This is a genomic window from Polaromonas sp. P1_G1 (assembly GCF_056405595.1).
Window position 1 is genome coordinate 41,733 of the sequence record NZ_JBFUBU010000005.1, and the last position, 25,857, is coordinate 67,589.

The following is a 25,857-nucleotide window of genomic DNA, read 5'->3' on the forward strand; positions in this document are numbered from 1 at the left end:
CAGCGTCTTCATATTACGAATGCTAATGCGTTTATCTCTATTTCTGAGTTGTTTGAAAAATATGACTTGACTATATTAGGCCCACCAAACCGCAATTTCACTCAGGAACATGCCCATGAACGCAGCAGCAGAGCGCAACCAGGTGGTTGGCGCCGCCATTCAAAACATTAAAGTTATTGTTGGAAGCGGCGAGGCGACACGCCCCTCCCTGGCCAAGGTCCTGGCGGTGCTGAACCAGCTGGCCGGCCGCAAGGACCTGTGGAGCGACGCCGATTTCAATGCGCCCGTCAGCCCCGAACTGCAGGCGCGCTACCTGATCGCCGAAGACGCCGACCAGAGCTTTGCGCTGTACCTCAACGTGATGCGCCCCGGCAAGCGCATCGTGCCGCACAACCACACCACCTGGGCCTGCATCAGCGCCGTGGAAGGCACGGAACTCAACCGCGTGTACGAGCGCCAGGACGACGGCTCCGCGCCCGGCAAGGCACAGCTCAAAGAGGTCAGCTCGGTCGTGGTCGAGCCCGGCACCGGCATCGCGCTGCTGCCCGAAGACATCCACTCGGTGGAGATTCCCGCCGGCCAGGTGATACGCCACCTGCACATGTACGGCCGCGCGCTCGAAACCCTGACCTCGCGCACCAGCTACGACATGGAAAAAGGCACGTACGAGACCATGGGCATCGGCGTGCAGACCCGCCGCTGATCACCCGCACCTTCTTTCCTTTTTCGACTTTTCTGAACTCACACACCCTCATTCCATGACACGTTTTGTAGACGCGGCCACGCTCAAAGCCTGGTTGCACGACGGCGAGGAAATCGCCTTGTTCGATGTGCGCGAGCACGGCCAATACGGCCAGTCGCATTTGTTTTACGGCATCCCTCTGCCCTACAGCCGGCTCGAGCTGGACGCTCCGCGCCTGGCGCCGCGCAAGGGGGTGCGAGTCGTGGTCTATGACGGCGACGGCAGCAGTGCGGCGCCCCTGGCCGCCGGCCGCTTCAGCGCGCTCGGCTACGGCAACGTGCAAGTGCTCCAAGGCGGCACGGCCGGCTGGCAGGCCGCCGGCTTCGCGCTGTTTGCCGGCGTCAACGTGCCGTCCAAGACTTTCGGCGAACTCGCCGAACAGGTCTACCACACACCCCGCGTCAGCGCGACCGAACTGGCCGCCATGCTGGAACGCAAGGACGACGTCGTGGTGCTGGACGGGCGGCCGTTTTCGGAGTTCCGCAAGATGAACATCCCGACGGCGATCAGCTGCCCCAACGGCGAGCTGGCTCTGCGCATCCGCGACCTGGTGCCCAGCGAAAGCACCCACATCGTCATCAACTGCGCGGGCCGCACGCGCAGCATCATAGGCGCGCAGACCTTGATCAACCTGGGTGTGCGCAACCCCGTGTCGGCGCTCGAAAACGGCACCCAGGGCTGGTATCTGGCCGACCTGAAACTCGAGCACGGCGGCACACGCCGCTACCCCGAAGCGGCCCAGCCTCAAGGGACCGCCGGCATGCGTGCCGCGGCCCAGGCGCTGGGCCAGCGCTTTGGCGTGCCCATCGTCGACGCGCAGACGGTTCGCGGCTGGGCGGGCGACGCGCATCGCACGCTTTTCCTGTGTGACGTCCGCAGCCCCGAGGAATTTGCGCAAGGCAGCCTGCCCGGCGCGCAGCACACGCCCGGCGGCCAGCTGATCCAGGCCACCGACCAGTACGTGGGTGTGCGCAAGGCCCGGCTGGTGCTGTTCGACAACGACGGCATGCGCGCGCTCACGGTGGCGAGCTGGCTGCGCCAGCTGGGCCACGACGCCAGCGTGCTGGACCAGGGCCTGGCCAGCGGCCTGGCCTTGCCCGCCGCGGCACCCGTGGCCCTGCCCGCGCTTCCCGCCACCAGCGCGCAGGCGCTGATGGACGGCCTGGCCGACGGCAGCTTCGCCGCCATAGACCTGCGCCCCAGCATGCAGTTCCGCCAGAAGCACATCGCGGGCACGCGCTGGTCGATACGGCCGCGCCTGGCAGCGGCCCTGGCCGGTGAACACCGCCCGGTGGTACTGATCGCCGACGAGCCCGCCGTGGCCGCCTGCGCTGCCGTCGACCTGCAAGCGCTGGGACTGAAGGCCAGCCTGCTGCAAGGCGGCCTGGACGCCTGGCAGCAGGCCGGCCTGCCGCTGCAGGCTTCCGAAAACATTCCGGCCGACAGTGACTGCATCGACTACCTGTTCTTCGTGCACGACCGGCACGACGGCAACAAGGAAGCGGCACGCCAGTACCTCGCCTGGGAAGTCAACCTGATCGGGCAGCTGGACGCGCAGGAACTGAAGGCATTTCACTTTCCCGACGCCACGGCCGCGCACGCACACGCCTGAGCCCCGCCGGCCCGGCGACCCCATTTTTCTTTTCCACTTTTTGCTTCCATCCATTCAGGAGCCCCCATGTTTGCCAAGCTGAAATTCACCGCCGCCTCGCTCTGCTGCGCCCTGCTCGCCGTACACGGCGCCGCCTCCGCGCAGCCCATGCCCCAGGTCGGCGGTTTCCCGAACCAGGCCATCAAGTTTGTGTCGCCCTTCCCCGCCGGCGGCGGCAATGACGCCACCACGCGTTTTGTGACCACCCGCCTGTCCGACATCACCGGCCAGACCGCCATCGTCGACAACCGCGGCGGCGCCGGCGGCAACATTGGCGCCAAGGCCGTGGCCGATGCCAAACCCGACGGCTACACCGTGCTCACCGGCCAGGTATCGCTGATGGCCGTCAACCCCACGCTGTACGCATCGCCCGGCTTCGACCCGCTGAAAAACTTCCTGCCCATCACCCAGATCAACGCCGCGCCCCTGGTGCTGGTGGTGCCCAGCAATTCGCCGCTCAAAAGCTTCGCCGATCTGGCCGCACAGACCAAAGCCCCCGGCGGACGTGTCACCTATGCCACGCCCGGCAACGGAACGCTCTCGCACCTGGTCGGCGTGGTCCTCGAAAAAGACAGCGGCATCGGCATGACCCACGTGCCCTACAAGGGCGCGGCGCCGGCCATCACCGACCTGCTGGGCGGCCAGGTGGACGTGCTCATCACCTCCACCGCCTCCGTGTCCAGCTTCATCCAGAACGGCAAGATGCGCGCACTGGCCGTCACCAGCCCGCGCCGCATCGGCGTGTTCACCAAGGTGCCGACGCTCGAAGAGCTGGGCTACAAGAACACCACCTTTGAAGACTGGTACGGTTTCTTCGCGCCGGCCGGCACGCCGCCCGAGCGCGTGGCCTACCTGCACGACAGCATCGTGCGTTCCCTGAAGACGCCGGAAGTCAGCAAGCTGATCACCGACGGCGGCAGCGAAGTGGTCGGCAACACGTCGGCGGCCTTTGCCGCGCAGCTCAAGGCGGACATCGCCCGCTGGTCGCGCGTCGTCAAACTGTCGGGCGCCAAGCTAGACTGATCGCTCATTCACCAAGGCTTTCCCGACATGAACAAAAAATCGCCGCCGGCAGCTTCCCCCCTGACCCGCCTGGTCCACGCCGGCAAGCAACCGGTCTTTGAGGGCGGGCGGCCGGTCAACCCGCCCGTGGTGCGCGCCAGCACCGTGCTGTTCGACAGCACGGCGCACCAGCGCGAGATGCGCCAGCGGCGCGGCGAAGAGCGTGTGTTCACCTATGGGGCCCGCGGCAACCCGACCAACTACGCGCTGGAAGACCTGGTGAGCGAACTCGAAGGCGCATATCGCACACGGCTGTTCCCCACGGGCCTGGCCGCCATTGCCATGACGCTGCTGGCCTACCTCAAGCCCGGCGACCATGTGCTGATGTCGGACAGCGTCTACGAACCGGCGCGCAAGCTGGTCGACTCCTTCCTCACGCCCTACAACATCCGCTGCACTTTTTTTGCGGCCGACGGCAGCGACGTGGAAGAAAAAATGGAAGCCGGCACGCGCATGGTTTACACCGAGTGCCCGGGCTCGCTGGTCTACGAGATGTGCGACCTGCCGCGCCTGGCCGCCATCGCCCATGCGCGGGGAGCGCTGCTGGTGGCCGACAACACCTGGGGATCGGGCCATCAGTATCGGCCGCTGGCGCTGGGCGCCGACGTGTCCGTCATGGCCGCCACCAAATACCTGTCGGGCCATTCCGACGTGATGATGGGCACCGTCGCCACCACGCAAGCCGCGTGGCAGGCGCTGAACGAGCGTAGCGACGCCTTCGGCATGACGGTGAGCCCCGACGACGCCTACCTGGTGCTGCGCGGCGTGCGCAGCATGGCCGCGCGCCTGGCCCTGCATGAAAGCCACGCGCTGAAAGTGGCGGCCTGGCTGCAGGCGCGCAGCGAGGTAGCCACCGTGTTCTGCCCGGCCCTGCCCGGCGACCCGGGCCATGCCCTCTGGCAGCGCGACTGCAAGGGCACCAACGGCCTGCTGTCTTTTGAGCTTCAGCAGGGATTCGACCAGGCCGCCGCCGAGCGGCTGATCGACGGCTTGCGGCTGTTCGGCCTGGGCGCGTCCTGGGGCGGCTATGAAAGCCTGGTCACGCTGGCCAACCTGCGCAATGCCCGCAGCGTGACCGACTGGTCGGGCCGCGGCCAGATCATCCGGCTGCACATCGGGCTCGAGGACCCGGCCGACCTGCTAGCCGACTTGCAGCAGGGCTTCGCCGCACTGCAAACCTGAGCACCGGGGCCTTCAGGCCCCTACCCCCTCGCGCCTCCTGGGGCGCCTTTCCTTCTTCGCTTTTTCACGAGGTTTGCACGACCATGCCCAGCCCTGCGCGCCCCTGGCTCCTCCACGCCCGCAGCCTCTGGCCCGGCCTGGCTTTGCCGCTGCTCATCATGTTGGCGGCGACTTTTCTTTCAGAGCACTACGGCGGCCCGCAGCTGCTTTACGCGCTGTTGTTCGGCCTGGCCTTTCACTTCCTGTACCAGGACGCGCGCTGCAAGCCCGGCATCGAGTTCTGCGCCAGGACGCTGCTGCGCATAGGCGTGGCCCTGCTGGGCGCGCGCATCACGCTGGCGCAAATCGGGCAGTTGGGCATAGGGCCGCTGGCCACCGCCGTGATCGCCATTGCCAGCGCCATCGCGCTGGGCGCCTGGCTGGCGCGGCGCCTGGGCCTGAGCACCGACTTCGGCCTGCTCTGCGGCGCCGCCGTGTCGATCTGCGGCGCTTCAGCGGCCCTGGCCGTGGCGGCGGTGATGCCCAAAACGCAGGACAACGAGCGCCACACGCTGCTGACCGTGGTCGGCGTCACCGGACTGTCGACGCTGGCGATGGTCAGCTACCCGCTGCTGGCCAGACTCCTGCGGCTGGACGACGCCGGCGCCGGCATTTTCCTGGGCGGGACCATCCACGACGTGGCGCAGGTCGTGGGCGCGGGCCTGATGATGTCGCACGAGACCGGCGACGTCGCGGTGATCGTCAAGCTGTTTCGCGTCACCTTGCTGGTGCCCGTGGTGGCGGTGCTGGCCTGGTACTGGCGGCGGCGCAGCAGCGGCACCGGCGATGCCGGCCCGCGCACGCCGCTGCTGCCTTTTTTCCTGGTCGGCTTCATGGCGCTGGTGCTGGCCAACAGCCTGGGTGTGGTCACGCCGCGGATCAACGAGGCGCTGGGCCAGGTCTCGCGCATCTGCCTGGTGGTCGCCATCGCGGCGCTGGGCATCAAGACCTCGTTCGAGGAACTGGTCAAGCTCGGCTGGCGGCCCATGGCGCTGATGCTGGCAGAGACCCTGTGGCTGGTCGCCATTTTTGCGGTCTACCTGTGCTTCCTTCGGTGACCCACCGTTAGGAAGGTCAGGCCAGCAGGCAGGCCGCTTCGGTCTGGTCACTCAGGCGGCGCAGCGCCGGTACCTCCTCGGCACAGCGCGCAATCGCCAGCGGGCAGCGCGTGCGGAACACGCATCCCGAAGGCGGCGCCATGGGTGAAGGCAAATCGCCCTGCAGCAGCTGGATGACTTTTTTGCGTTCCAGTGCCGGGTCGGGAATCGGGATGGCCGACAGCAGGGCCCGGGTGTAGGGGTGGCGCGGCGCCGCGTACAGCGCTTTTTTGTGGGCCACTTCCATCTCACGGCCGAGGTACATCACCAGGATGCGGTCGCTGATGTGTTTGACGACGGCCAGGTCGTGGGCGATGAAGATCAAGGCCAGGCCCATGGTTTTTTGCAGTTCCTTGAGCAGGTTGATGATCTGCGCCTGGATGGAAACGTCGAGCGCCGACACCGGCTCGTCGCAGATGATGAGCTTGGGCTCCAGGATCAGCGCGCGCGCAATGCCTATGCGCTGGCACTGGCCGCCGGAGAACTCGTGCGGGTAGCGGTTGATCTGCTGCGGCATCAGGCCGACACGGCCCATCATGGCTTTCACGCGCTGCATCACCTCGGCCTCGGGCATCGCGGGGCGGTGCGTGCGCAAAGGCTCGGCGATGATTTGCGCAATGGTCATGCGCGGGTCCAGCGAGGCCAGCGGGTCCTGGAAGATCATCTGGATGTCGGCCCTGGCTGCCTGCCAGGTTTCGCTGGAGGCCCCCGCCATCTCCCGGCCCATCCAGACAATGCTGCCGGCGGTGGCCGGGATCAGGTTCAGCACCGCGCGCGCCAGGGTCGACTTGCCGCAGCCCGACTCGCCCACCACGCCCAGGGTTTCACCCGCGTGGATGTCGAAGGAGACGCCGTCCACGGCCTTGAGGATGCGGGCCGGCGACCAGGGCCAGGCGCCCCCCTTGATCCGGAAATGCACTTTGAGATCGCGTACCGACAGGATGGGTGGAGCAGGCTCACGCATGGCTGGCCTCCTTCACCACTAGCTCCGAGACTGCCTGGACGGACCGGTGGCAGGCCCGCAGCACGGCCGGATCGTGTTCGGCCGGCAGCAGCGCGGGCAGCAGGTCCACGCATTGCGCGCTGGCCAGGGTGCAGCGCTCGCTGAACGGGCAGCCGCTGGGCAGCTTCGCCATATTGGGCGGCGCGCCGGGAATGGCGACCAGCACCTCCTCTTCCGCGTCCAGCCGCGGGATCGCGCCCAGCAGGCCGACGGTATAGGGATGCGAGGCGCGGTAAAAAATACTGTCGGCGCTGCCCTGCTCCATCACGCGCCCGCCGTAAAGCACCATCACCTCGTCGCACAGGCCCGCCACCACGCCCAGGTCGTGCGTGATCATGACAATGGCGGTGCCGAAGTCGCGCTGCAGCTCGCGCAGCAAGGCGATGATCTGCGCTTGCACCGTCACGTCTAGAGCGGTCGTGGGTTCGTCGGCGATCAGCACCTCGGGCTCACACAGCAAGGCCATGGCGATCATCACGCGCTGGCGCATGCCGCCCGAAAACTCGTGCGGGTACAGGCCGATGCGGCCCGCCGCATCGGGAATCTTCACGGCGTCAAGCAACTGCACCGAGCAGGCGCGCGCCGCCTTGCGGTCCAGGCCCTTGTGGAATTGCAGCACCTCGGTCATCTGCCGCTCCACCGTCAGGTAAGGGTTGAGCGAGGTCATGGGATCCTGGAAGATCATGGCCACGCGGTTGCCGCGTATCTTGTTGAGTTCGGCTGGCTTCATGGCCAGCAGGTCCCGGCCCTGGTACAAGGCCTGGCCGGTGGCCTTGCCGTTGCTGGCGAGCAGGCCCATCATGGCCAGCACGCTCTGGCTTTTGCCGGAGCCGCTTTCGCCGACGATGCCCAGGGTCTGGCCCCGGTCCAGCGAAAAATTGATGCCGTTGACGGCGTAGACCAGCCCGTCCTGGGTCTGGAACTGGACGCCGAGATTCTTGACTTCGATCAGGCTCATGGCGTGCTCAGCGTTCCTTGGGGTCCAGCGCATCGCGCAGGCCGTCCCCGATGTAGTTGAAGCAATAAAGGGTCAGCGACAGCAGGCCGGCCGGGAACAGCAGCATCCAGGACGAGACCTCCATGACGGACGCGCCATCGTGAATCAGCACGCCCCAGCTCGTCATGGGCTCCTGGATGCCCAGCCCCAGAAAGGACAGCACCGACTCCACCAGGATCACGGCCGGCACGGTGACCGTGGTGTAGATCACCACGATACCCAGCAGGTTGGGCACGATGTGCTGGAAGATGATGCGCCGCGTCGGCACGCCCAGCGCGCGCGCGGCTTCAATGAACTCGCGCGAACGCAGCGACAGGGTCTGGCCGCGCACCACGCGCGCCATGTCCATCCAGGAGAACACCGTGATGGTGATCACCACCAGGTAGAAGGCGCGGCCCAGGATGGTCACCATCAGGAGGGCGATCAGCAGGTAGGGCACGGCATACATCATGTCGACCACGCGCATCATGAAGGCATCCACCCTGCCGCCCAGAAAGCCCGCCGTGGCGCCCCAGACAATGCCCAGCGTGACGGCCGACAGCGTGGCCAGGAAGCCCACCATCAGCGACACGCGGCCGCCGACCAGGCTGCGCACCAGCAGGTCGCGGCCCGACTCGTCGGTGCCGAAAAAATGCGCATTCTTGAGCGTGGGCGGCAGGCTCATGGCGTCCCAGTCGGCGGCGTCGAAGGCATGCGGCAGCAGCCACGGCCCGGCGATGCAGGCCAGGGTGATGAATGTGAGAAGGCACAGGCTGAACACCGCCGCCTTGTTGCGCAAAAAGCGCGTCCGCGCATCGTCCCAGGGGCTGCGCCCCGCGATATCGGCCGGTGCCGTTCGCAGCGTATTGCCCAGCGCCGCGGCCAGCCGGTCTTGTTTGTCTTTGTTCCTGAACAGCATTGGGGGGTCGCTTCAAGAGTGGCTTCAGTAGCGGATCTTCGGGTCAAGCAAGGCGTAGGCCAGGTCGACCAGCAGGTTCAGCGTCACGGCGATCACGGTCACCAGCACCACCAGGCCCAGCACCAGGGTGTAGTCGCGGTTGGCCGCGCCGTTGACGATGAGCTTGCCGATGCCGGGCAGCGAGAACACCGATTCGGTCACGATGGCCGCGGTGATCGATGAAATCGCCAACGGGCCCATGACGGACACCACCGGCAGCAGCGCGGGCTTGAGGGCGTGGCGCAGGATGATGGTGCGCGTGGGCAGGCCCTTGGCGCGCGCGGTGCGTATGAAATTGCTGTGCAGCACCTCGATCAGGCTGCCGCGCATGACGCGCCCTATGGTCGCCACGTTGATGAAGATCAGCAGCAGCATGGGCAGCACCATGAAGCGCGGCGAAAAGTCGTCCCAGCCGCCGGCCGGCGCGACCTTGAGCCATACGGCGAACACCAGGATCAGCACCGGGCCGATCACAAAAGAGGGAAACACATGGCCCGCGTTGCCGAGCAACATGACCCCATAGTCGATGGCGCTGTTCTGCCGCAGGGCGGCCATAGTGCCGAGGAAGACCCCGACAAACAGCGAGATGAGAATGGCGCCCCCGCCTATCGCCGCGGACACCGGCAGCGCCTTGGCCACCAGCTCATTGACCGACCAGTCGGCATAACGGAAAGATGCGCCCAGGTCGCCGTGCAGCAGGCTGTTGAGGTAGTACAGGTACTGCTGCCACAGCGGCAGGTCGAGGTGGTATTTGGCCTGGAGGTTGGCCAGCACCGCCGCGGAGACCTTGCGCTCGTCGTCGAAGGGTCCGCCCGGCGTGCCGTGCAGCAGGAGGTAGCAGACGGTGACGACGGCCAGCAAGGTCGGGATCGTCGCCAGGATGCGCCTGAAGGTGTAAGACCACATGGGGAATCTCCGGGCTAGTCAGTGTGAGCGCATGAAGGTGTGGGCCGGGTACAGCTTAGCCCTGAACCGCCTGCAAGGCATCAGAATATTTCGGGAAATGGAAGAAGCGGATCAGGGACGGGCAGGCGCGGCGGCGCCTGCCCCATGGCCGTCGTCAGTGCTTGACGATGTACAGGTCCTTGCCGCGGTAGCGGTCCAGCGCGTTGGTGGTCGAATAACCGCCCACATAGGGCTTGACCAGGCGCGGTACGGTGTACTGCAGCAGCGGGATGATCGGGTAGTCTTCCATGATCATCTTCGCCGCCTGGGTCAGCAGCACCTTGCGCTTGGCCGGGTCCAGTTGCTGGTTGCCTTCGTCGATCAGCGCGGAAGCCTTGCGGTTGCAGCTGTTGTGGTAGTTCTGGTCGGAGTCGCATTGCACCAGCGTGAGCCAGGTGGTGGCGTCGTTGTAGTCGGCGATCCAGCCATTGCGGGCGATCTGGTAGTCCTTGTCGGTGCGCTTCTTGATCAGGACCTTGAACTCCATGGCGTCGAGTTCCACGTCCAGGCCCAGCTTGGTCTTCCACTCGGAAGCCGCGAAGATGGCCATCTTCTTGTGGTAATCACTGGTGTTGTAGGAGAACTTTAGTTTGGTGCCGGCCGGAAGCGCGGCTTCCTTGAGCAATTTTTTAGCTTCGGCAATGCGTTTGTCGGCGGGCCACTTGGCCCAGTCGTAGACGGTGACGTCGGCGCCCGAGGTGCCCTTGACGATCACGCCGTAGGCCGGGGTCTGCCCGTCTGCCGTGACGCGCTGCGCCAGGATGTCGCGGTCCAGCGCCATCGACAGCGCCTTGCGCACACGGATGTCCTTGAGGGCCGGGTCCGCGTTGTTCAGCGAGTAGTAGCGCAGGCCCAGCATGTCGGTGTTGCGGATTTCCTTGGGGTACTGCGCCTTGTACTTGTCGTAAGTCCCGGGCGGGAGCTGGTAGACCCAGTCGTTCTCGCCCGACTCATAAAGCTTGACGTCGGCATTGCCGTCCTCGACCGAGAGGTAGGTGATCTTGGTGAGCTGAACGTTCTTGGCATCCCAGTACGTGGGATTCTTGGCCAGGATGATCTTGCTGTTGACCTGCCAGTCCTTCAACGAGAAGGCGCCGTTGTTCACCATGTTGGCGGGCCGGGTCCAGTCCTTGCCGAATTTTTCGATGGTGGCCTTGTGCAGGGGCGCCAGCTGGGGGTTGGACACGACTTCGGGCAGGAAGCTGACGGGGAAAGGCGTCTTGATTTCCAGGGTGTAGGGATCGACGGCCTTGACGCCCAGTTCGGTGACGGGTTTCTTGCCTTCGATGATCTCTTTCGCATTGAGCAGGAAGACGCCGTAGGTGGAAGCGTACTTSGAGGCTGTCGCCGGGTCGACGAAACGGCGCATGCTGTAGATGAAATCGTCGGCCGTCACGGCGTCGCCGTTGGACCACTTGGCGTTTTTGCGCAGCTTGAAGACCCAGGTTTGCGGGTCGACCTGCTTCCAGCTCTCGGCCACGCCGGGCACGATCTTGCCGTTGTTGTCCGCGGCGCACAGTCCTTCGAACATCTCGCGGATCACGTTGTTGGCCGGAACGCCGGTCGCCAGCGCGGCGTCCAGGGTTTCGGGCTCGGAGCCGTTGTTGCGGACCAGCTCCTGGGTCTCATGCAGTTTCACGCCGGCGGGCACCGTGGCCGCGGCGGCCAGGCCGGCGAAGGCCAGCAGCACAGCGCCGGCCAGGGTTTTCATCGTCCAGTTTGGGTTCATGCTGGTTGCACTCCTTGAATAAAACTGGCGGGCTTGTGGCCCGCCGTGGTGGGTGGAGCGTCTCGCCTCCCGTGGGGGTGGCCAGACGTTTGGCCTGTCGGTCGGCGCGAATATACCGCCGCCCCGGAGGCCGCTCCGTAGGGAGTAACCCTTCAGCAATTAGCGTGCCTTGTCACTTGAGAGACCCCGCATGGCAGGCCTGGGCATGGATACATTCGGCACACCTGCTAACAAATGAATTCCAATTCCGGGATGCGCACAGCGACCTCAGCCGCAGCCGGGAATAAAAAAGCCCGCCCCCTTTGAACAGGGAGCGGGCTGATTTAACGACGACCGGCTTCAGCGGCTGAGCTGGGTGTCGGACTTCAGGCTCAGGGCCGGCTCGGGAGGCGGCTCCTTCCAGCCACCGCCCAGCGTCTTGTACAGCGTGACCTGGCTTTGCAGCTGGGCCAGGCGAGTCTGCACCACGGCCTGGCGCGCGGTGAACAATGCGCGCTGCGCGTCGAGCTGGTCCAGGTAGCTGGCCACGCCGTTCTGGTAGCGCAGGTCGGCCAGCTTGAAGCGTGTGGCCTCGGCATTCGCCTGGGCCTGCTGGGCGCGCAGCTGTTCACCCAGGGTGGCGCGGCCGGCCAGGGCATCGGCCACTTCGCGGAAAGCCGTCTGGATGGACTTCTCGTACTGGGCGATGGCGATGTCACGCCCGGCGTTGGCCGAATCCAGGCCCGCGCGGTTGCGGCCCGCGTCGAACAGCGGCAGGATCAACTGCGGCGCCATGGTCCAGCCATAGGAACCGCTCTTGAAGAGGCCGTTCAGGTGCGAACTGGCGCTGCCGGCGCTGGCCGTAAGCGAAATGCGCGGGAAAAATGCCGCGCGCGCCGCGCCTATGTCGGCATTGGCGGACAGCAGCAACTGCTCGGCCTGGCGCACGTCGGGGCGCCGCGTCAGCAGGTCAGAAGGCAGGCCCGCGGGCACGTCGACCATCAAGGGCGCATCGGCCAGGCCTTTGCCGGCCGGCAGGGCCACGGCCAGCTCGCCGGTGAGGGGTTGCCCGATCAGCAAGGTCAGTGCATTCTGGTCCAGCGCGCGCTGGCGCACCTGCTGGGCCAGCGAGACACGGGCCGCCTCGGTCAGCGACTCGGCCTGGCGGAAGTCCAGTTCCGAGGTGACGCCGTTGTCAAAACGCAGCTTGCTGAGCTTGAAGGATTCCTCGCGTGTCACCAGCGTCTGCTGCGTGATCGCCAGCAGTTCTTCATCGGCCAGCAGGCTCAGGTAGGTATTGGCCACCGCGGCGATCAGGCTGATCTGGGTGGTCTTGCGCCCTTCTTCCGTCGCCAGGTACTGAGCCAGCGCCGCCTCCTTGAGGCTGGCGACGCGGCCGAAGAAATCCAGCTCGTAGGACGTCATCAGCAAACCGCCGGTGTAGGCGCTGGTGATGCTGCCGTTGCCATTGGCATTGGGCTGGCGCGAACCGGTGATGCCGGCGTTGATGGTCGGGAACTGGTCGGCGCGCTGGATCCGATATTGCGCACGCGCCTGCTCGATGTTGAGCACGGCGATGCGCAGGTCGCGGTTGTTGCGCAGCGCGGCGTCGATCAGCTTGCGCAGCTGCGGGTCGCTGAAAAACGCCTGCCACTCGATGTCGGCCGCGGCCGGCGTGTTGGCGGTGGGCTGTGTCTGCGCCGACTCTGCGATCCAGCCCGAGGCGGTGGGGTATTGGTCGGCCACCGGGGCGGCCGGCCGTTCGTACTTCGGGATCATCGAGCAGCCGGCGAGCAGTGCCGCCGCGCCCAGCGCCAGAAGTTGTGGGAGCCTTGTCTTAGTCATGGGCCTTGCCTTCATTTCCTTCCTCTCCGCTGATGCCTGCCGCTTTGGCATGCTCGGAATACATCCTGTTCTGCCGTTCGCTGCCCTTGAAGAGGCYGCGCACCACCACAAAGAACACGGGGACAAAAATCACCGCCAGGGCCGTGCCGGTGATCATGCCGCCAATCACGCCGGTGCCGATGGCGCGCTGGCTCGCGGAGCCCGCGCCCGAGGCGATGACCAGCGGCACCACGCCCAGGCCGAAGGCCAGCGAGGTCATGACGATGGGGCGGAACCGCAAGTGGGCCGCCGCCAGCGCGGACTCGATCACGCCCCTGCCCTGCGCCTGCAGGTCCTTGGCGAATTCGATGATCAGAATCGCGTTCTTCGCCGACAGGCCGATGATGGTGATCAGGCCGACCTGGAAGTACACATCGTTCGCGTAGCTGCGGAACAAGGTGGCGAGCAGCACACCGATCACACCCAGCGGCACGACCAGGATCACGGCCAGCGGAATGCTCCAGCTCTCGTACAGCGCGGCCAGGCACAGGAACACCGCCAGGATGGCGAAGCCGTAGAGCAGCGTGGCCTGGGAGCCGGCGAGTTTTTCCTCACGCGACTGGCCGGTCCATTCAAAGCCGAAGCCCTGGGGCAACTGGGCCGCGAGCTTTTCCATCTCGGCCATCGCGGCGCCGGTGCTGTAGCCCGGCGCGGCGCTGCCGCCTATGCGCATCGCGGGGTAGCCGTTGTAGCGCACGGTCTGCATGGCRCCGGTGATCCAGCGCGTGCTGGCAAAAGCCGACAGCGGCACAGGCTGGCCCTTGCTGTTGCTGGCGTTGAGCCTGAGCAGGTCGTCGGGCTGCATACGCGCCGGCGCGTCGGCCTGCACCACCACGCGCTGCAAGCGGCCCTGGTTCGGGAAGTCGTTCACATAGCTGGAGCCCAGCGAGGTCGACAGCACCGAGTTGATCGAGTCGAAGGTGACGCCCAGCGCGTTGGCCTTGTCGCGGTCGATGTCGATCTGCAACTGGGGCGCGTCTTCCAGGCCGTCGGGGCGCACCTGCGCGAGCACCGAGCTCTTGGACGCCAGGCCCAGCAACTGGTTACGCGCATTGACAAGGGCCTGGTGGCCCGCGCCGCCGCGGTCCTGCAGGCGGAAGCTGAAACCAGAAGCCGTGCCGAGTTCAGGAATCGGCGGCGGGCTCAGCGGGTAGATGAAGGCGTCACGCACACCCATGAGCGCACCGAAGGCGCGGCCCGCCACGGCGCTGGCCGAGTGCTGTTCGCCGTCGCGCTCCTTCCAGTCCTTGAGCGTCACGAAGGCAAGCGCGGCATTCTGGCCCTGGCCGGAGAAGCTGAAGCCAAGCACGCCGACCATGCTTTCGACTTCGGGCTGCTTGAGCATGAAGCCCTCGACGGTCTGCATCACCGAGAGCGTGCGCTCGTAGGTCGCGCCCGGCGGCAGCTGCACGTTCACCAGCAGGTTGCCCTGGTCTTCGTTGGGCAGGAAGGAGGTGGGCAGGCGCAGGTAGACCACCGCCACCGCGCCGATGATGGCCACGTAGATGATGAGGTAGCGCGCCGCGCGCTTGAGGATGCGCGCGACCATGCTTTCATAGCTCTTGGCCGTGCGCGAAAAACCGCGGTTGAACCAGCCGAAGAAACCGGTCTTGGCATGGTGGTGCCCGGCTTCGACCGGCTTGAGCAACGTGGCGCACAGCGCCGGCGTGAGCGACAGGGCCATGAAGGCCGAGAAAGCGATGGACGAGACCATCACCGCCGAGAACTGGCGGTAGATGTTGCCGGTCGAGCCCGCGAAGAAGGCCAGCGGAACGAACACCGAAATCAGCACCACAGTCACGCCGATGATGGCGCCCGAAATCTGGCCCATGGCTTTGCGGGTCGCCTCCAGCGGTGGCAGGCCCTCCTCGGTCATGATGCGTTCGACGTTCTCGACCACTACGATCGCATCGTCCACCACGATACCGATGACCAGCACCATGCCGAACATGGTCAGCACGTTGATTGAGAACCCGAGCGCCAGCAGCGTGGCAAAGGTGCCCAGCAGCGCGATAGGCACGACGATGGTCGGGATGATGGTGTAGCGCCAGTTYTGCAGGAACAGGAACATCACCAGGAACACCAGYRCCACSGCYTCGAMCAGSGTCTCGGCCACTTGCGAGATCGAGATCTTGACGAAGCGCGAACTGTCGTAGGGGATGCTCCACTTCATGCCTTGCGGGAAGTAGCGCTCGAGTTCGGTCATCTTCTCACGCACGGCCTTGGCCGAGGCCAGGGCATTGCCGCTGGGCGCGAGCTGCACGCCGATACCGATGGCCTGCTTGCCGTTCAGGCGCGCCGACGTCGCGTAAGACTGGCCGCCGAGTTCGATGCGCGCGACGTCCTTGAGGCGCACCGCCGAGCCGTCGGTGTTGGCGCGCAGCACGATGTTGCCGAACTGCTCGACGTTGGCGAGCTGGCCATTGACCACCACCGTGGCCGCGATGCCCTGCCCCGCCACATTGGGCCGGTCGCCGATGCTGCCGGCGGATACCTGGGCATTCTGGGCGCGGATCGCAGTGTTGACGTCGTTCGCCGAGAGGCTGACGCCGCGCAGCTTGGCCGGGTCCAGCCAGATGCGCATGGCGCGTTCGCTGCCAAACAGCTGGGCCTGGCCGATGCCTTTGACACGCTGCAGTTCAGGCACGATGTTGCGCGAAGCATAGTCGCCCAGCGCAACGGGGTCATGCGCCGGGTTGTCGGACGAGAGCATGGTGAACAGCAGGAAGTTGGAGCGCGACTTGTCGACGCGCACGCCTTGCTGCGTCACCGCGGCGGGCAGGCGCGGCGAGGCGCGCGAGAGCCGGTTCTGCACGTCCACCTGCGCCAGGTCGGGGTTGGTGCCGGGCTCAAAGCTCAGCGTAATGCTGCCGGTGCCGTCGGCCTGCGCAACCGACTCCATGTAAATGAGGCCGGGCGAACCGTTCATTTCGCGTTCGATCACCGACAGCACGCTGTCCTCCAGCGTCTGGGCCGAAGCGCCCGGGTAGGCGGTATTGACGACGATGGCGGGCGGCGCCACCGGCGGGTACTGGGAGATCGGCAGCTGCGTGATCGCCACGCCACCCATCACCAGGATGAACAATGCGATCACCCAGGCAAAGATCGGCCGATCAATGAAAAACTTGGCCATGTGCTGGGCTCCTTACTTCGCTGCCGCGGATGCTGCGGAAGCGGCGGGTTTCGCGGCGGATGCGCCTGATGCCGGCGCCGCCGGGGAGGACGCCGCGCCAGCCGCTGGCTTGGCGCCGGGCGCCTGCCACGGCACGGGCTTGACGGTGGCGCCGGGCTGCAGTTTCTGGAAGCCGTCGACCATGACCTGCTCACCGGTCTTCAGGCCGTCCAGCACCACCCACTGGTTGCCCTGGGCCGAACCGATCTTGATGGTGCGCGGGCTGACTTTGCCGTCGGCGCCCACCACCATGACGGTGTCGCCCTGCGCCGTGCGCGTGACGGCTTGCTGCGGCAAGGTGACGGCATTGCTGGCTTGCGCCTGCTCCAGGCGCACGCGCACGTAGAGGCCCGGCAGCAGCTGGCCGCCGGGGTTGGGGACTTCGGCGCGCAGGGTGATCTGCCCGGTCGTGGCGTCGACTGTCAGGTCGGAAAACAGCAGGCGGCCGGGACGCGCGTATTCGCTGCCGTCTTCGAGCACGACGCGCACGCTGGCGGCTTCGGCGCCGCTGGCGCGCTTGAACTGGCCGCTGTCCATCGCGGCGCGCAGCTTCATGATTTCGGGCGCCGATTGCGTGAAGTTGACGTACATGGGGTTGATTTGCTGGATCACGGCAAGCTGCGTGGCCTCGCCCTGCCCGACCAGCGCGCCTTCGGTCACCAGTGCGCGGCCGATGCGGCCCGAGATCGGCGCCGTCACCGAGGCGTAGCCCAGGTTGATGCTGGCAGTCTGCACGCTGGCCTTGCCCACCGCCACGTCGGCTTCGGCCTGCTTCTGCGCGGCCACGGCGGTGGCGTATTCCTGCTTGCTGACGGCGTTGGCTTCGACCAGCGGCTTGTAGCGCTCGGCCAGCGAGGTGGCCTGTGCCAGATTGGCTTCGGCGCGGGCCTGGCTGGCCTTGGCGCTGGCGGCCGCGGCCGCGTAGGGTGCGGCATCAATGCTGAACAGCTGCTGGCCTTCCTTGACGTCGCTGCCCTCGCGGAACAGGCGCTTTTGCAAGATGCCGGCGGCGCGCGCCCTGACTTCTGCGACGCGCGAAGCTTCCAGGCGGCCGGGCAGTTCGGTGATCAGGCCCACGTCGCCCTGTGTGACCGTGACCACACCGACTTCAGCTGGCGGCGGCGCCCCGCSGGGGGCGCCGCCGCCTTTGCCGCATCCGGCCAGGAGCAAGGCCAGTGCCGCTGCGACAGCAAGAGGCTGGTATTTCAGGAGTTGAGGGGGTACAAATGAAGGGGCAACGCGAAACTTGGGCATGCTATTCCTCGAAATTTTGGGAAAAAAGCGCAAAGCGGGAGAGGCAGTCGGTAATTGAGGCAAAGCTCATTCACCGAAAACGAAAAGAATAAGGGTTTTTGCGAGTGTTATAGTTTACATACATTTATGAATGTATAACAACAATCCGGGGATTTACCCGGAATTTACCTTGGAGGCAGTCAATGGCCCGTCGAACAAAAGAAGAAGCTTTGGCCACCCGCCACAAGCTGCTGGATGCGGCTGAGCACCTGTTTCAATCCCAAGGGGTATCGCGCACCAGCCTGCAGGACATCGCCCGGCGGGCAGGCGCCACCCGCGGCGCCGTTTACTGGCACTTCAAGGACAAGGCGGACCTGTTCAACGCGATGATGGAGCGGGTCACGCTGCCCCTGGAAGAGTCCTTCAACCATGAGAACGAAAAACAGGAAACCCCGGGCGAAGCCGGCCTCAACGCGATAGAGCGGATACGGCTTTCCACCGTCAATGCCCTGAGGCAGATCGTGACCGATGCGCAGACCCGCCGGGTGTTTGAGGTCGCGACGCAGAAAGTCGAATATGTGGAGGAACTCCAGGCCGTCCGCCTGCGCCACCTGGCGGTGCGCAGCGGCTTTCTGGAACGCATCCAGCAAGGCATGGAAACCGCCGCCGGCCAGATGAGCCTGACCTTGCCGGTGCCAGCATCGGTGGGCGCGCAGGGCCTGCATGCCCTCATTGACGGAATCATCCAGAACTGGCTGCTGGACCCGCAGGCCTTTGACCTGCTTGAAGTGGGCCAGTGCGCGATTGACGTCTATCTGCGCGGTCTGGGCTTTCCCGGGGAGGCGTCCCCAGGAGCCGCTTGCGATCCTGCCTAGTGCAGATGCCTTGGCTTGCGGCCGCCGCCGTGGCCTGAGCCGCCCTGCGGCCCGCCCAGCCCGCGTGGCGGCTTGCCAAGCTGCATGGAGTTGACCAAGGCGTCAAAGCGCTGCTCGAACAGTTTGTCGACCGCCGCCACGACCTCGCCAAGCTCGGAACCGTCGAAATGACGCTCCATCAGGCCAATCATGTCCTGCACCAGCAGGTCGCGCTGGACCTGCATGATGGCGGCCGGGGTCGGGCCGACGAAGTACATCGCGAAATCGTCACGCGCTTCTTCATCCTCGTCGCTTTCGTCCTCGTCGAAGTCGGAATCGTAAAACGTCACTTCGATGGGCGCGCCCGCCTCGGCAAGATCGTTGAGCCCCATGCACATTTCGTCGAGCGCCTGGCGGAAGTCTTCATCGCCCGGCACCGTCCAGCACATCTGCAGCAAATGCTTTTGGACGTCGAAACGGATGCCCGGCTCTTCCTCATAGGCGCTCGCGGCGGCCGCCGCCAGGGATTTGGAACCCGCGTACTTCCACAGCGGCTTCAGGGCCTCCTGCAGCTGCTCAAAGGTAACGTCCACACGCAAAGGCACTTCGCCGTGCACGTGGATCTCAAAAGGTGTGTTGTAACGGGACATGATGGAATTTATCTTACCCAGTTTTCAAAAGCGCGCCCGGCACATGGGTGAGCCGCTGTGGTGCCTGAGACCGGWATCGAACCGGTACGCCCGCTATTCACGAAGCGGCGGATTTTAAGTCCGCTGTGTCTACCTATTTCACCACTCAGGCTCAAACGCTTTACGCAAGGCTCCGTGCAGAACATCCGGCCAAGCGTCTCACAACGTATTGTCAAACAAAAAAGCCCCATGGCTGGGGCTGATTGCAGGGGTTTGGTGGAGGCGCGGCCCGGAGTCGAACCGGGCTAGCCGGATTTGCAATCCGGTACATAACCGCTTTGTTACCGCGCCGTGTTCTGTCTGCCTCGGCAAGCCCACTGGCTTGCCGATTATTTATATGAAACCCCCAATGAAAAAGGACAGCATTTTGAAGTGCTGCCCTTTAAATTGGAGCGGGAGAAGAGTCTCGAACTCTCGACCTCAACCTTGGCAAGGTTGCGCTCTACCAACTGAGCTACTCCCGCGATAACAGCCTCAAATTATAGCGTAGTTTTTTGGCTTTTCCAAACTGTCCAAAAAAACTTTGCCAAAGACTTAATGTTTGACCGTGCCCGCGGCTTCCGTCGGCGCAACCGCGGCGGCCGGCGCGGCAACGGCGGCCTCTTCGTCCGTCAGGGGAACAGGCTGGCGCTCAAGCGCGACCTGCAGCACCTGGTCTATCCATTTCACGGGCACGATCTCCAGGCCGCTTTTGACGTTGTCGGGAATCTCCTGCAGGTCCTTGGCATTTTCCTCGGGGATCAGCACGGTCTTGATTCCGCCGCGCAATGCCGCCAGCAGTTTTTCCTTCAGGCCGCCGATCGCCGTGACTTCACCACGCAGCGTGATCTCGCCCGTCATGGCCACATCGCCGCGCACCGGGATGCCTGTCATCGCGGAAACAAAAGCCGTCGTCATCGCGGCGCCGGCGCTTGGGCCGTCCTTGGGCGTCGCACCATCGGGCACGTGGATGTGGATGTCGCGCTTTTCGAACATCTCGTCCTTGATGCCGAGCATTTTGGAGCGGCTGCGCACCACGGTGCGCGCGGCTTCCACGGATTCCTTCATGACGTCGCCCAGCGAACCGGTGCGCGTGATCACGCCCTTGCCGGGCATCATGGCGGCTTCGATGGTCAGCAGGTCGCCGCCGACTTCGGTCCATGCCAGGCCCACGACCTGGCCGACCTGGTTTTGCTGCTCGGCGCGGCCGTAGTTGAATTTGCGCACGCCCAGGAAATCGTTGAGGTTGTCCGGCGTGACGATGACCTTGGGCTCCATCTTCTTGAGCTGGATGCCCTTGATGACCTTGCGGCAGATCTTGGAGAGYTCGCGTTCCAGCGARCGCACGCCRGCTTCGCGSGTGTAGTAGCGCACGATGTCGCGCACGGCCTGCTCCTGCACTTCCAGCTCGTCTTCCTTCACGCCGTTGTTCTTGACCTGCTTGGGCAGCAGGTAGCGCATGGCGATGCTGGTTTTTTCATCTTCGGTGTAGCCGGACAGGCGGATGACTTCCATGCGGTCCAGCAGGGCCGGCGGAATGTTCATCGAGTTCGAGGTGGCCACGAACATCACGTCGCTCAGGTCGAAGTCGACCTCGACGTAGTGGTCGCCGAAGGTGTGGTTCTGTTCCGGGTCCAGCACCTCGAGCAACGCGCTGGAAGGGTCGCCGCGGAAGTCGGTACCCAGCTTGTCGATCTCATCGAGCAGGAACAGCGGGTTGCGCGTGCCGGCCTTGGTCAGGCTCTGCAGCACCTTGCCAGGCAAGGCGCCGATGTAGGTGCGGCGATGGCCGCGGATTTCCGCCTCGTCGCGCATGCCGCCCAGGGCCATGCGCACATACTTGCGGCCGGTCGCCTTCGCGATGGACTGTCCCAGCGAGGTCTTGCCCACGCCGGGAGGCCCCACGAGGCACAGGATGGGCGCCTTGAGCTTGTCGACGCGCTGCTGCACCGCGAGGTATTCGACGATGCGGTCCTTGACCTTCTCGAGCCCGTAGTGGTCTTCGTTGAGCACGTTCTCGGCATTGCCCAGGTCGTGCTTGATCTTGGTCTTCTTGCTCCAGGGCAGGCCGGTCAGCACGTCGATGTAGGTGCGCACCACCGTCGCCTCGGCGGACATGGGCGACATGAGCTTGAGCTTCTTGAGCTCGCTCTCGGCCTTCTTGCGCGCTTCCTGCGGCATCTTGGCGGACTTGATCTTCTTTTCGATCTCTTCGATGTCAGCGCCCTCTTCGCCTTCGCCCAGTTCCTTCTGGATGGCCTTGACCTGCTCGTTGAGGTAGAAGTCGCGCTGGTTCTTTTCCATCTGGCGCTTCACGCGGCCGCGGATTTTCTTGTCGACGTTGAGGATGTCGACCTCGCGCTCGAGCTGCTCGTAGAGGTTCTCGAGCCGCGCCTTGACATTGGCCAAGTCCAGGATCACCTGCTTCGCGTCGAGCTTGAGGGGCAGGTGCGCGGCAATCGTGTCGGCCAGGCGGCCGGCGTCGTCGATGCTGGAGATCGACGTGAGGATCTCCGGCGGGATTTTTTTGTTCAGCTTGACGTAGTGGTCGAACTGCTGCATCACCGCGCGGCGCAGGGCCTCGATTTCGCTGGTCTTGTCGCCGGCGATCACGACCACCGTTTCGACGGGCGTCACGTTGGCGGAGAAATGCTGCTCGCCCTCTTCAATCTTGTTGACGGTGGCGCGCTGCTGGCCTTCGACCAGCACCTTCACCGTGCCGTCGGGCAGCTTGAGCAGTTGCAGGATGGTGGCGACGCAGCCGACTTCAAACATGTCCTCGACGGAGGGCTCGTCCTTGGCGGCGGCTTTTTGCGCCACCAGCATGATGCGGCGCTCGGCCTCCATCGCCGACTCCAGCGCCTTGATGCTCTTGGGACGGCCCACGAACAGCGGGATCACCATGTGCGGAAACACCACCACGTCCCGCAAGGGCAGGAGAGGCAGGTCGATGGGGGTGGAAGGCAATGAAGTTTGTCCGGACATATAAACCTTAAACGTTGGCCGTGGCAGCCAGTTGCATGGCCCGGCGAAACACAATCAACCCAGACATGGGGCGCGGGAGGCGCTTTTCAAGCATTCCGGCCAGCCTTTGTGATGCTCAGGCTTTCTTGGCCGCTTCTCGGTAGACCAGCAAGGGGGCCTTGCTTTCCTCGATTGTGGACTCGTCCACGACAACCTTGTCGACATTGCTGGCATTGGGCAGGTCAAACATGGTGTCGATCAGCGACTGCTCCAGGATGGAACGCAGGCCGCGAGCGCCAGTCTTGCGGGCCAGGGCCTTGCGCGCGATGGCCTTGAGCGCGGACGGGCGGATCTCGAGATCCACACCCTCCATGGCCAGCAACTTGCTGAACTGCTTGACCACGGCATTTTTCGGCTCGGTCAGGATCTGCACCAGCGCATCTTCACTGAGTTCGGCCARCGTGGCGACCACGGGCATGCGACCCACCAGCTCGGGGATCAGGCCGAACTTGATCAGGTCTTCCGGCTCGACTTCCTTGAAGGCGTCGGTCAGGGTGCGGGACTTCTTGCTTTTGACGGTCGCCCCGAACCCCATGCCCGAGGCTTCGGTGCGGTTTTCAATGACTTTTTCCAGGCCGGCGAAGGCGCCGCCGCAGATGAACAGGATGTTGGTGGTGTCCACCTGCAGGAAGTCCTGGTTCGGATGCTTGCGGCCGCCCTGCGGCGGCACCGAGGCCATGGTGCCTTCGATCAGCTTGAGCAGCGCCTGCTGCACGCCCTCGCCCGACACGTCGCGCGTGATGGAGGGGTTGTCGGACTTGCGCGAGATCTTGTCGATTTCATCGATGTAGACGATGCCCTGCTGGGCACGCTCGACTTCGTAGTTGCAGCTTTGCAGCAGCTTCTGGATGATGTTTTCGACGTCCTCGCCCACGTAACCGGCTTCGGTCAGCGTGGTGGCATCGGCCATCACGAAAGGCACGTTGAGCGTGCGCGCCAGGGTCTGGGCCAGCAGGGTTTTGCCCGAGCCGGTGGGGCCGATCAACAAGATGTTGCTCTTGGTCAGCTCCACGTCGTCTTTTTTGGCTTTTTCCTTGTGGCGCAGGCGTTTGTAGTGGTTGTACACCGCCACGGCCAGCGTGCGCTTGGCCGGCTCCTGGCCGATCACATAGCCGTCCAGCGTCCCTTTGATTTCCAGGGGGGTGGGCAAATCGGTGCGGGTTTCGCGGACATCTTCGCCGGCGGGAAGTTCGTCGCGGATGATCTCGTTGCAGAGATCGATGCATTCGTCGCAGATGAATACCGAGGGGCCAGCGATCAGTTTTTTAACTTCGTGCTGACTTTTACCGCAAAAAGAGCAGTGCAAAGTCTTTTCGCTGGAGGAGCCTTTTTTCTCGGCCATTGGTGGGGATGCCTTTAAGGTGCCTGGAGGGAACTGTTACCTAATGATAACCAATAAAAAAACGGCGTTTCTGTTACAGAAAACGCCGTTGTTGCTGAGCAACTTGAGGGGTTTAAGCCGTTTTGGCCGGCTTTACCGCCCCTGACGCTCAGGGCCGCTTGGCGATGACCTGGTCGACCAGGCCGTATTCCTTGGCTTCGTCCGCAAACATGAAATAGTCCCGTTCAGTATCGCGTTCGATCTTTTCAACCGGCTGGCCGCAGTTGGCTGCCATGATCCGGTTGAGCTGGTCACGCGTCTTGAGGATGTCGCGGGCGTGGATTTCGATGTCCGTCGCCTGGCCTTGCGCGCCGCCCGAGGGCTGGTGAATCATCACGCGCGAGTTCGGCAGCGAGAAGCGCTTGCCCTTGGTGCCGGCCGACAGCAGGAAAGCGCCCATGCTGGCCGCCATGCCCACGCACAGGGTGGAGACGTCGGGCTTGATGAACTGCATGGTGTCGTAAATCGCCATGCCGGCCGTCACGGAACCGCCTGGCGAGTTGATGTAGAAGGAAATGTCCTTGTCCGGGTTTTCGCTTTCCAGGAACAGCAGCTGGGCCACTACCAGGTTGGCGGTCTGGTCGTTGACTGGACCCACCAGGAAGATCACGCGCTCTTTGAGCAGGCGCGAGTAAATGTCGTAGGAGCGCTCGCCGCGGCCGGACTGCTCGATGACCATGGGCACCATGCCCAGGCCTTGCGCATCCTGGGCGCCGGCTTGCGGGCCGGTATAGGCGCCGCCGTAAATACTGTTTCGGACCATCATGTTTTCTCCAGAGATGTTTGTACTGTACCCAAAAACTCCATCAGGCAGTTTCGGCGGGGGCTGACAGCGGGCTCACAGGCCGCCAAGCCGTAGCCCAATGAAATTGGGGCCTGCGCCGCAAAGCACAAGCCCCAGGATCAGGAAAGATCAGGGAAGGCCGTGAAGAATCAGTTCTGGCCCATCAGGTCGTCGAAGGAAATGGCTTTTTCGGTGACCTTGGCCTTGCCCAGCACGAAGTCGGTGACGTTGTTTTCGATCACAACGGCCTCGACTTCGGCCATGCGGCGGTTGTCGCTCAGGTACCAGCGCACCACATCCTGCGGTTTCTCGTAGCTGGCAGCCAGCTCTTCGATGTGAGCCTTGAGCTGGTCAGGCTTGGCCTGCAGGTCGTTGGTGCGCACCAGCTCGGCCACCACAAGGCCCAGGCGCACGCGCTTTTCGGCTTGCGGGCGGAAGATTTCTTCGGGGATCGGCGCCTTGTCTGCGTCCTTGATGCCGCGCTGCTTCAGGTCGGCGCGCGCGCCTTCGATCATGCGGTCCAGTTCAGCCTGCACGCTGGACTTGGGCAGGTCGAGTTCGGCGTTGGCGACCAGCGCGTCCATCACGGCGTTCTTGTTGCGGGCCAGCAGGCGGAACTTGACTTCACGCTCGAGGTTTTTCTTGATGTCGGCGCGCAGGCCTTCGACCGTCGCGTCGGCAATGCCCAGCGACTTCGCCAGTGCTTCGTTGACTTCGGGCAGGTGGGCGGCCTCGACCTTCTTGACCGTCACGAGGAAGTCGGCCTGTTTGCCGGCCACGTCCTTGCCGTGGTAGTCGGCCGGGAAGTTCAGCGGGAAGGTCTTGCTTTCGCCGGTCTTCATGCCGCGCACGGCGTCTTCGAATTCCTTGAGCATCTGGCCGTCGCCGATCAGGAACTGGTAGTCCTCGGCCTTGCCGCCGGCGAAGGGCTCGCCGTCGATCTTGCCTTCAAAGTCGATGGTGGCGCGGTCGCCGTCCTGCGCGGGCGCATCGGCTGCGCGCTGGGCGAAGGTGCGGCGCTGCTTGCGCAGGATGTCCAGGGTCTTGTCGATGGCCGCGTCGCTGACGTCGGCGCTGACTTTTTCCACCTGGGCGCCCGACAGGTCGGCGATCTTGACTTCGGGATAGACCTCGAACACCGCGTCGAACGCGAGTTCGCCTTCGGGGGCGCCCTCTTTTTCGCTGATGCGGGGCTGGCCGGCGACGCGCAGCTTGGCTTCGTTGGCGGCCACGGCGAAGGCTTCACCGACCTTGTCGTTCATGACTTCGTAGTGCACCGAATAGCCGTAGCGCTGGGCCACGACGTTCATCGGGACCTTGCCGGGACGGAAGCCGTCCATCTTGACCGTGCGGGCCAGGCGCTTCAGGCGGGTGTCAACTTCCGACTGGATGGTGTTGACGGGCAGCGTGAGCGTCATTTTGCGCTCGAGCTTTTCAAGGGTTTCAACAGTCACGGCCATGATGGTCTTCCTAAGATCAAAAAATAGTCAAAAC

The 25,857-nt window shown here is 64.5% G+C and carries 19 protein-coding genes and 3 tRNA genes; 6 read left to right on the forward strand and 16 right to left on the reverse strand.

The features are described from left to right. Positions 1-115 precede the first annotated feature (115 nt). The 5 genes from AC1D1Y_RS03180 to AC1D1Y_RS03200 all read left to right on the forward strand — a co-directional run bounded on the left by AC1D1Y_RS03180 (position 116) and on the right by AC1D1Y_RS03200 (position 5,734). Positions 116-703 (forward strand): cysteine dioxygenase family protein, encoded by a 588-nt coding sequence (locus AC1D1Y_RS03180; RefSeq protein ID WP_477681078.1) that lies wholly within the window; start codon positions 116-118, stop codon positions 701-703. Positions 704-758: 55 nt separating this feature from the next. Then, positions 759-2,354 (forward strand): rhodanese-like domain-containing protein, encoded by a 1,596-nt coding sequence (locus AC1D1Y_RS03185; protein WP_477681079.1) that lies wholly within the window; start codon positions 759-761, stop codon positions 2,352-2,354. Between the two features lie 66 nt (positions 2,355-2,420). Next, the gene (locus tag AC1D1Y_RS03190; RefSeq protein WP_477654576.1) at positions 2,421-3,416 is read left to right on the forward strand and encodes a Bug family tripartite tricarboxylate transporter substrate binding protein; all 996 of its coding nucleotides are present in this window, start codon (positions 2,421-2,423) and stop codon (positions 3,414-3,416) included. Between the two features lie 27 nt (positions 3,417-3,443). Continuing rightward, positions 3,444-4,637 carry a cystathionine beta-lyase gene (metC, locus tag AC1D1Y_RS03195; RefSeq protein ID WP_477681080.1) on the forward strand — a complete coding sequence of 398 codons (1,194 nt, stop codon included), beginning with the start codon at positions 3,444-3,446 and terminating at the stop codon, positions 4,635-4,637. 83 nt (positions 4,638-4,720) lie between these two features. Then, entirely contained in the window at positions 4,721-5,734 is a 1,014-nt protein-coding gene (locus tag AC1D1Y_RS03200) for a YeiH family protein (protein WP_477681081.1), read from the forward strand. A 16-nt stretch (positions 5,735-5,750) separates the two neighbouring features. Here AC1D1Y_RS03200 and oppF read toward each other — a convergent pair whose 3' ends face one another. The 8 genes from oppF to AC1D1Y_RS03240 all read right to left on the reverse strand — a co-directional run bounded on the left by oppF (position 5,751) and on the right by AC1D1Y_RS03240 (position 17,673). Next, positions 5,751-6,737, reverse strand: a complete 987-nt coding sequence (gene oppF / locus AC1D1Y_RS03205; protein ID WP_477681082.1) for a murein tripeptide/oligopeptide ABC transporter ATP binding protein OppF — start codon at positions 6,735-6,737, stop codon at positions 5,751-5,753. Beyond that, positions 6,730-7,734: an oligopeptide/dipeptide ABC transporter ATP-binding protein gene (locus tag AC1D1Y_RS03210; RefSeq protein ID WP_477681083.1), complete on the reverse strand. Its 1,005-nt coding sequence runs from the start codon at positions 7,732-7,734 to the stop codon at positions 6,730-6,732. Before AC1D1Y_RS03210 ends, oppF begins: the two co-directional genes overlap by 8 nt. Before the next feature lie 7 nt (positions 7,735-7,741). Beyond that, positions 7,742-8,671 (reverse strand): ABC transporter permease subunit, encoded by a 930-nt coding sequence (locus tag AC1D1Y_RS03215; RefSeq protein ID WP_477654571.1) that lies wholly within the window; start codon positions 8,669-8,671, stop codon positions 7,742-7,744. Positions 8,672-8,695: 24 nt separating this feature from the next. Next, entirely contained in the window at positions 8,696-9,616 is a 921-nt protein-coding gene (gene oppB, locus AC1D1Y_RS03220; RefSeq protein ID WP_477654570.1) for an oligopeptide ABC transporter permease OppB, read from the reverse strand. A gap of 154 nt (positions 9,617-9,770) precedes the next feature. Beyond that, positions 9,771-11,384: a peptide ABC transporter substrate-binding protein gene (locus AC1D1Y_RS03225; protein WP_477681084.1), complete on the reverse strand. Its 1,614-nt coding sequence runs from the start codon at positions 11,382-11,384 to the stop codon at positions 9,771-9,773. A gap of 339 nt (positions 11,385-11,723) precedes the next feature. Next, positions 11,724-13,208 carry an efflux transporter outer membrane subunit gene (locus AC1D1Y_RS03230; RefSeq protein WP_477681085.1) on the reverse strand — a complete coding sequence of 495 codons (1,485 nt, stop codon included), beginning with the start codon at positions 13,206-13,208 and terminating at the stop codon, positions 11,724-11,726. Then, complete coding sequence (locus tag AC1D1Y_RS03235) at positions 13,201-16,380, reverse strand: efflux RND transporter permease subunit (RefSeq protein WP_477681086.1); 3,180 nt, start codon at positions 16,378-16,380, stop codon at positions 13,201-13,203. The genes AC1D1Y_RS03230 and AC1D1Y_RS03235 overlap by 8 nt, the downstream gene beginning before the upstream one ends. 12 nt (positions 16,381-16,392) lie before the next feature. After that, a complete protein-coding gene (locus AC1D1Y_RS03240) occupies positions 16,393-17,673 on the reverse strand; it encodes an efflux RND transporter periplasmic adaptor subunit (RefSeq protein WP_477681087.1) in 1,281 nt (426 codons plus the stop codon). Positions 17,674-17,855: 182 nt separating this feature from the next. Between AC1D1Y_RS03240 and AC1D1Y_RS03245 the strand changes: the two genes are divergently transcribed. After that, positions 17,856-18,527 (forward strand): TetR family transcriptional regulator, encoded by a 672-nt coding sequence (locus tag AC1D1Y_RS03245; protein WP_477681088.1) that lies wholly within the window; start codon positions 17,856-17,858, stop codon positions 18,525-18,527. On the opposite strand, the gene AC1D1Y_RS03250 is transcribed toward AC1D1Y_RS03245, so the two are convergent. From AC1D1Y_RS03250 to tig, 8 genes are all read right to left on the reverse strand, one after another. Beyond that, the gene (locus AC1D1Y_RS03250; protein ID WP_477654564.1) at positions 18,524-19,156 is read right to left on the reverse strand and encodes a DUF6806 family protein; all 633 of its coding nucleotides are present in this window, start codon (positions 19,154-19,156) and stop codon (positions 18,524-18,526) included. The genes AC1D1Y_RS03245 and AC1D1Y_RS03250 overlap by 4 nt on opposite strands. Before the next feature lie 58 nt (positions 19,157-19,214). Next, a tRNA-Leu gene (locus tag AC1D1Y_RS03255) sits at positions 19,215-19,307 on the reverse strand. A 105-nt stretch (positions 19,308-19,412) separates the two neighbouring features. Continuing rightward, positions 19,413-19,486, reverse strand: a tRNA-Cys gene (locus tag AC1D1Y_RS03260). A 97-nt stretch (positions 19,487-19,583) separates the two neighbouring features. Then, positions 19,584-19,659: transfer RNA gene (locus tag AC1D1Y_RS03265), tRNA-Gly, on the reverse strand. Positions 19,660-19,729: 70 nt separating this feature from the next. Beyond that, entirely contained in the window at positions 19,730-22,159 is a 2,430-nt protein-coding gene (gene lon, locus AC1D1Y_RS03270) for an endopeptidase La (protein WP_477681089.1), read from the reverse strand. 115 nt (positions 22,160-22,274) lie between these two features. After that, positions 22,275-23,540: an ATP-dependent Clp protease ATP-binding subunit ClpX gene (gene clpX, locus AC1D1Y_RS03275; protein ID WP_436154012.1), complete on the reverse strand. Its 1,266-nt coding sequence runs from the start codon at positions 23,538-23,540 to the stop codon at positions 22,275-22,277. Between the two features lie 148 nt (positions 23,541-23,688). Next, a complete protein-coding gene (gene clpP / locus AC1D1Y_RS03280) occupies positions 23,689-24,345 on the reverse strand; it encodes an ATP-dependent Clp endopeptidase proteolytic subunit ClpP (RefSeq protein WP_305790672.1) in 657 nt (218 codons plus the stop codon). Between the two features lie 167 nt (positions 24,346-24,512). Further along, on the reverse strand, positions 24,513-25,823 hold the full coding sequence (gene tig / locus AC1D1Y_RS03285) for a trigger factor (protein ID WP_477681090.1): 1,311 nt from the start codon (positions 25,821-25,823) through the stop codon (positions 24,513-24,515). Positions 25,824-25,857: the final 34 nt, after the last annotated feature.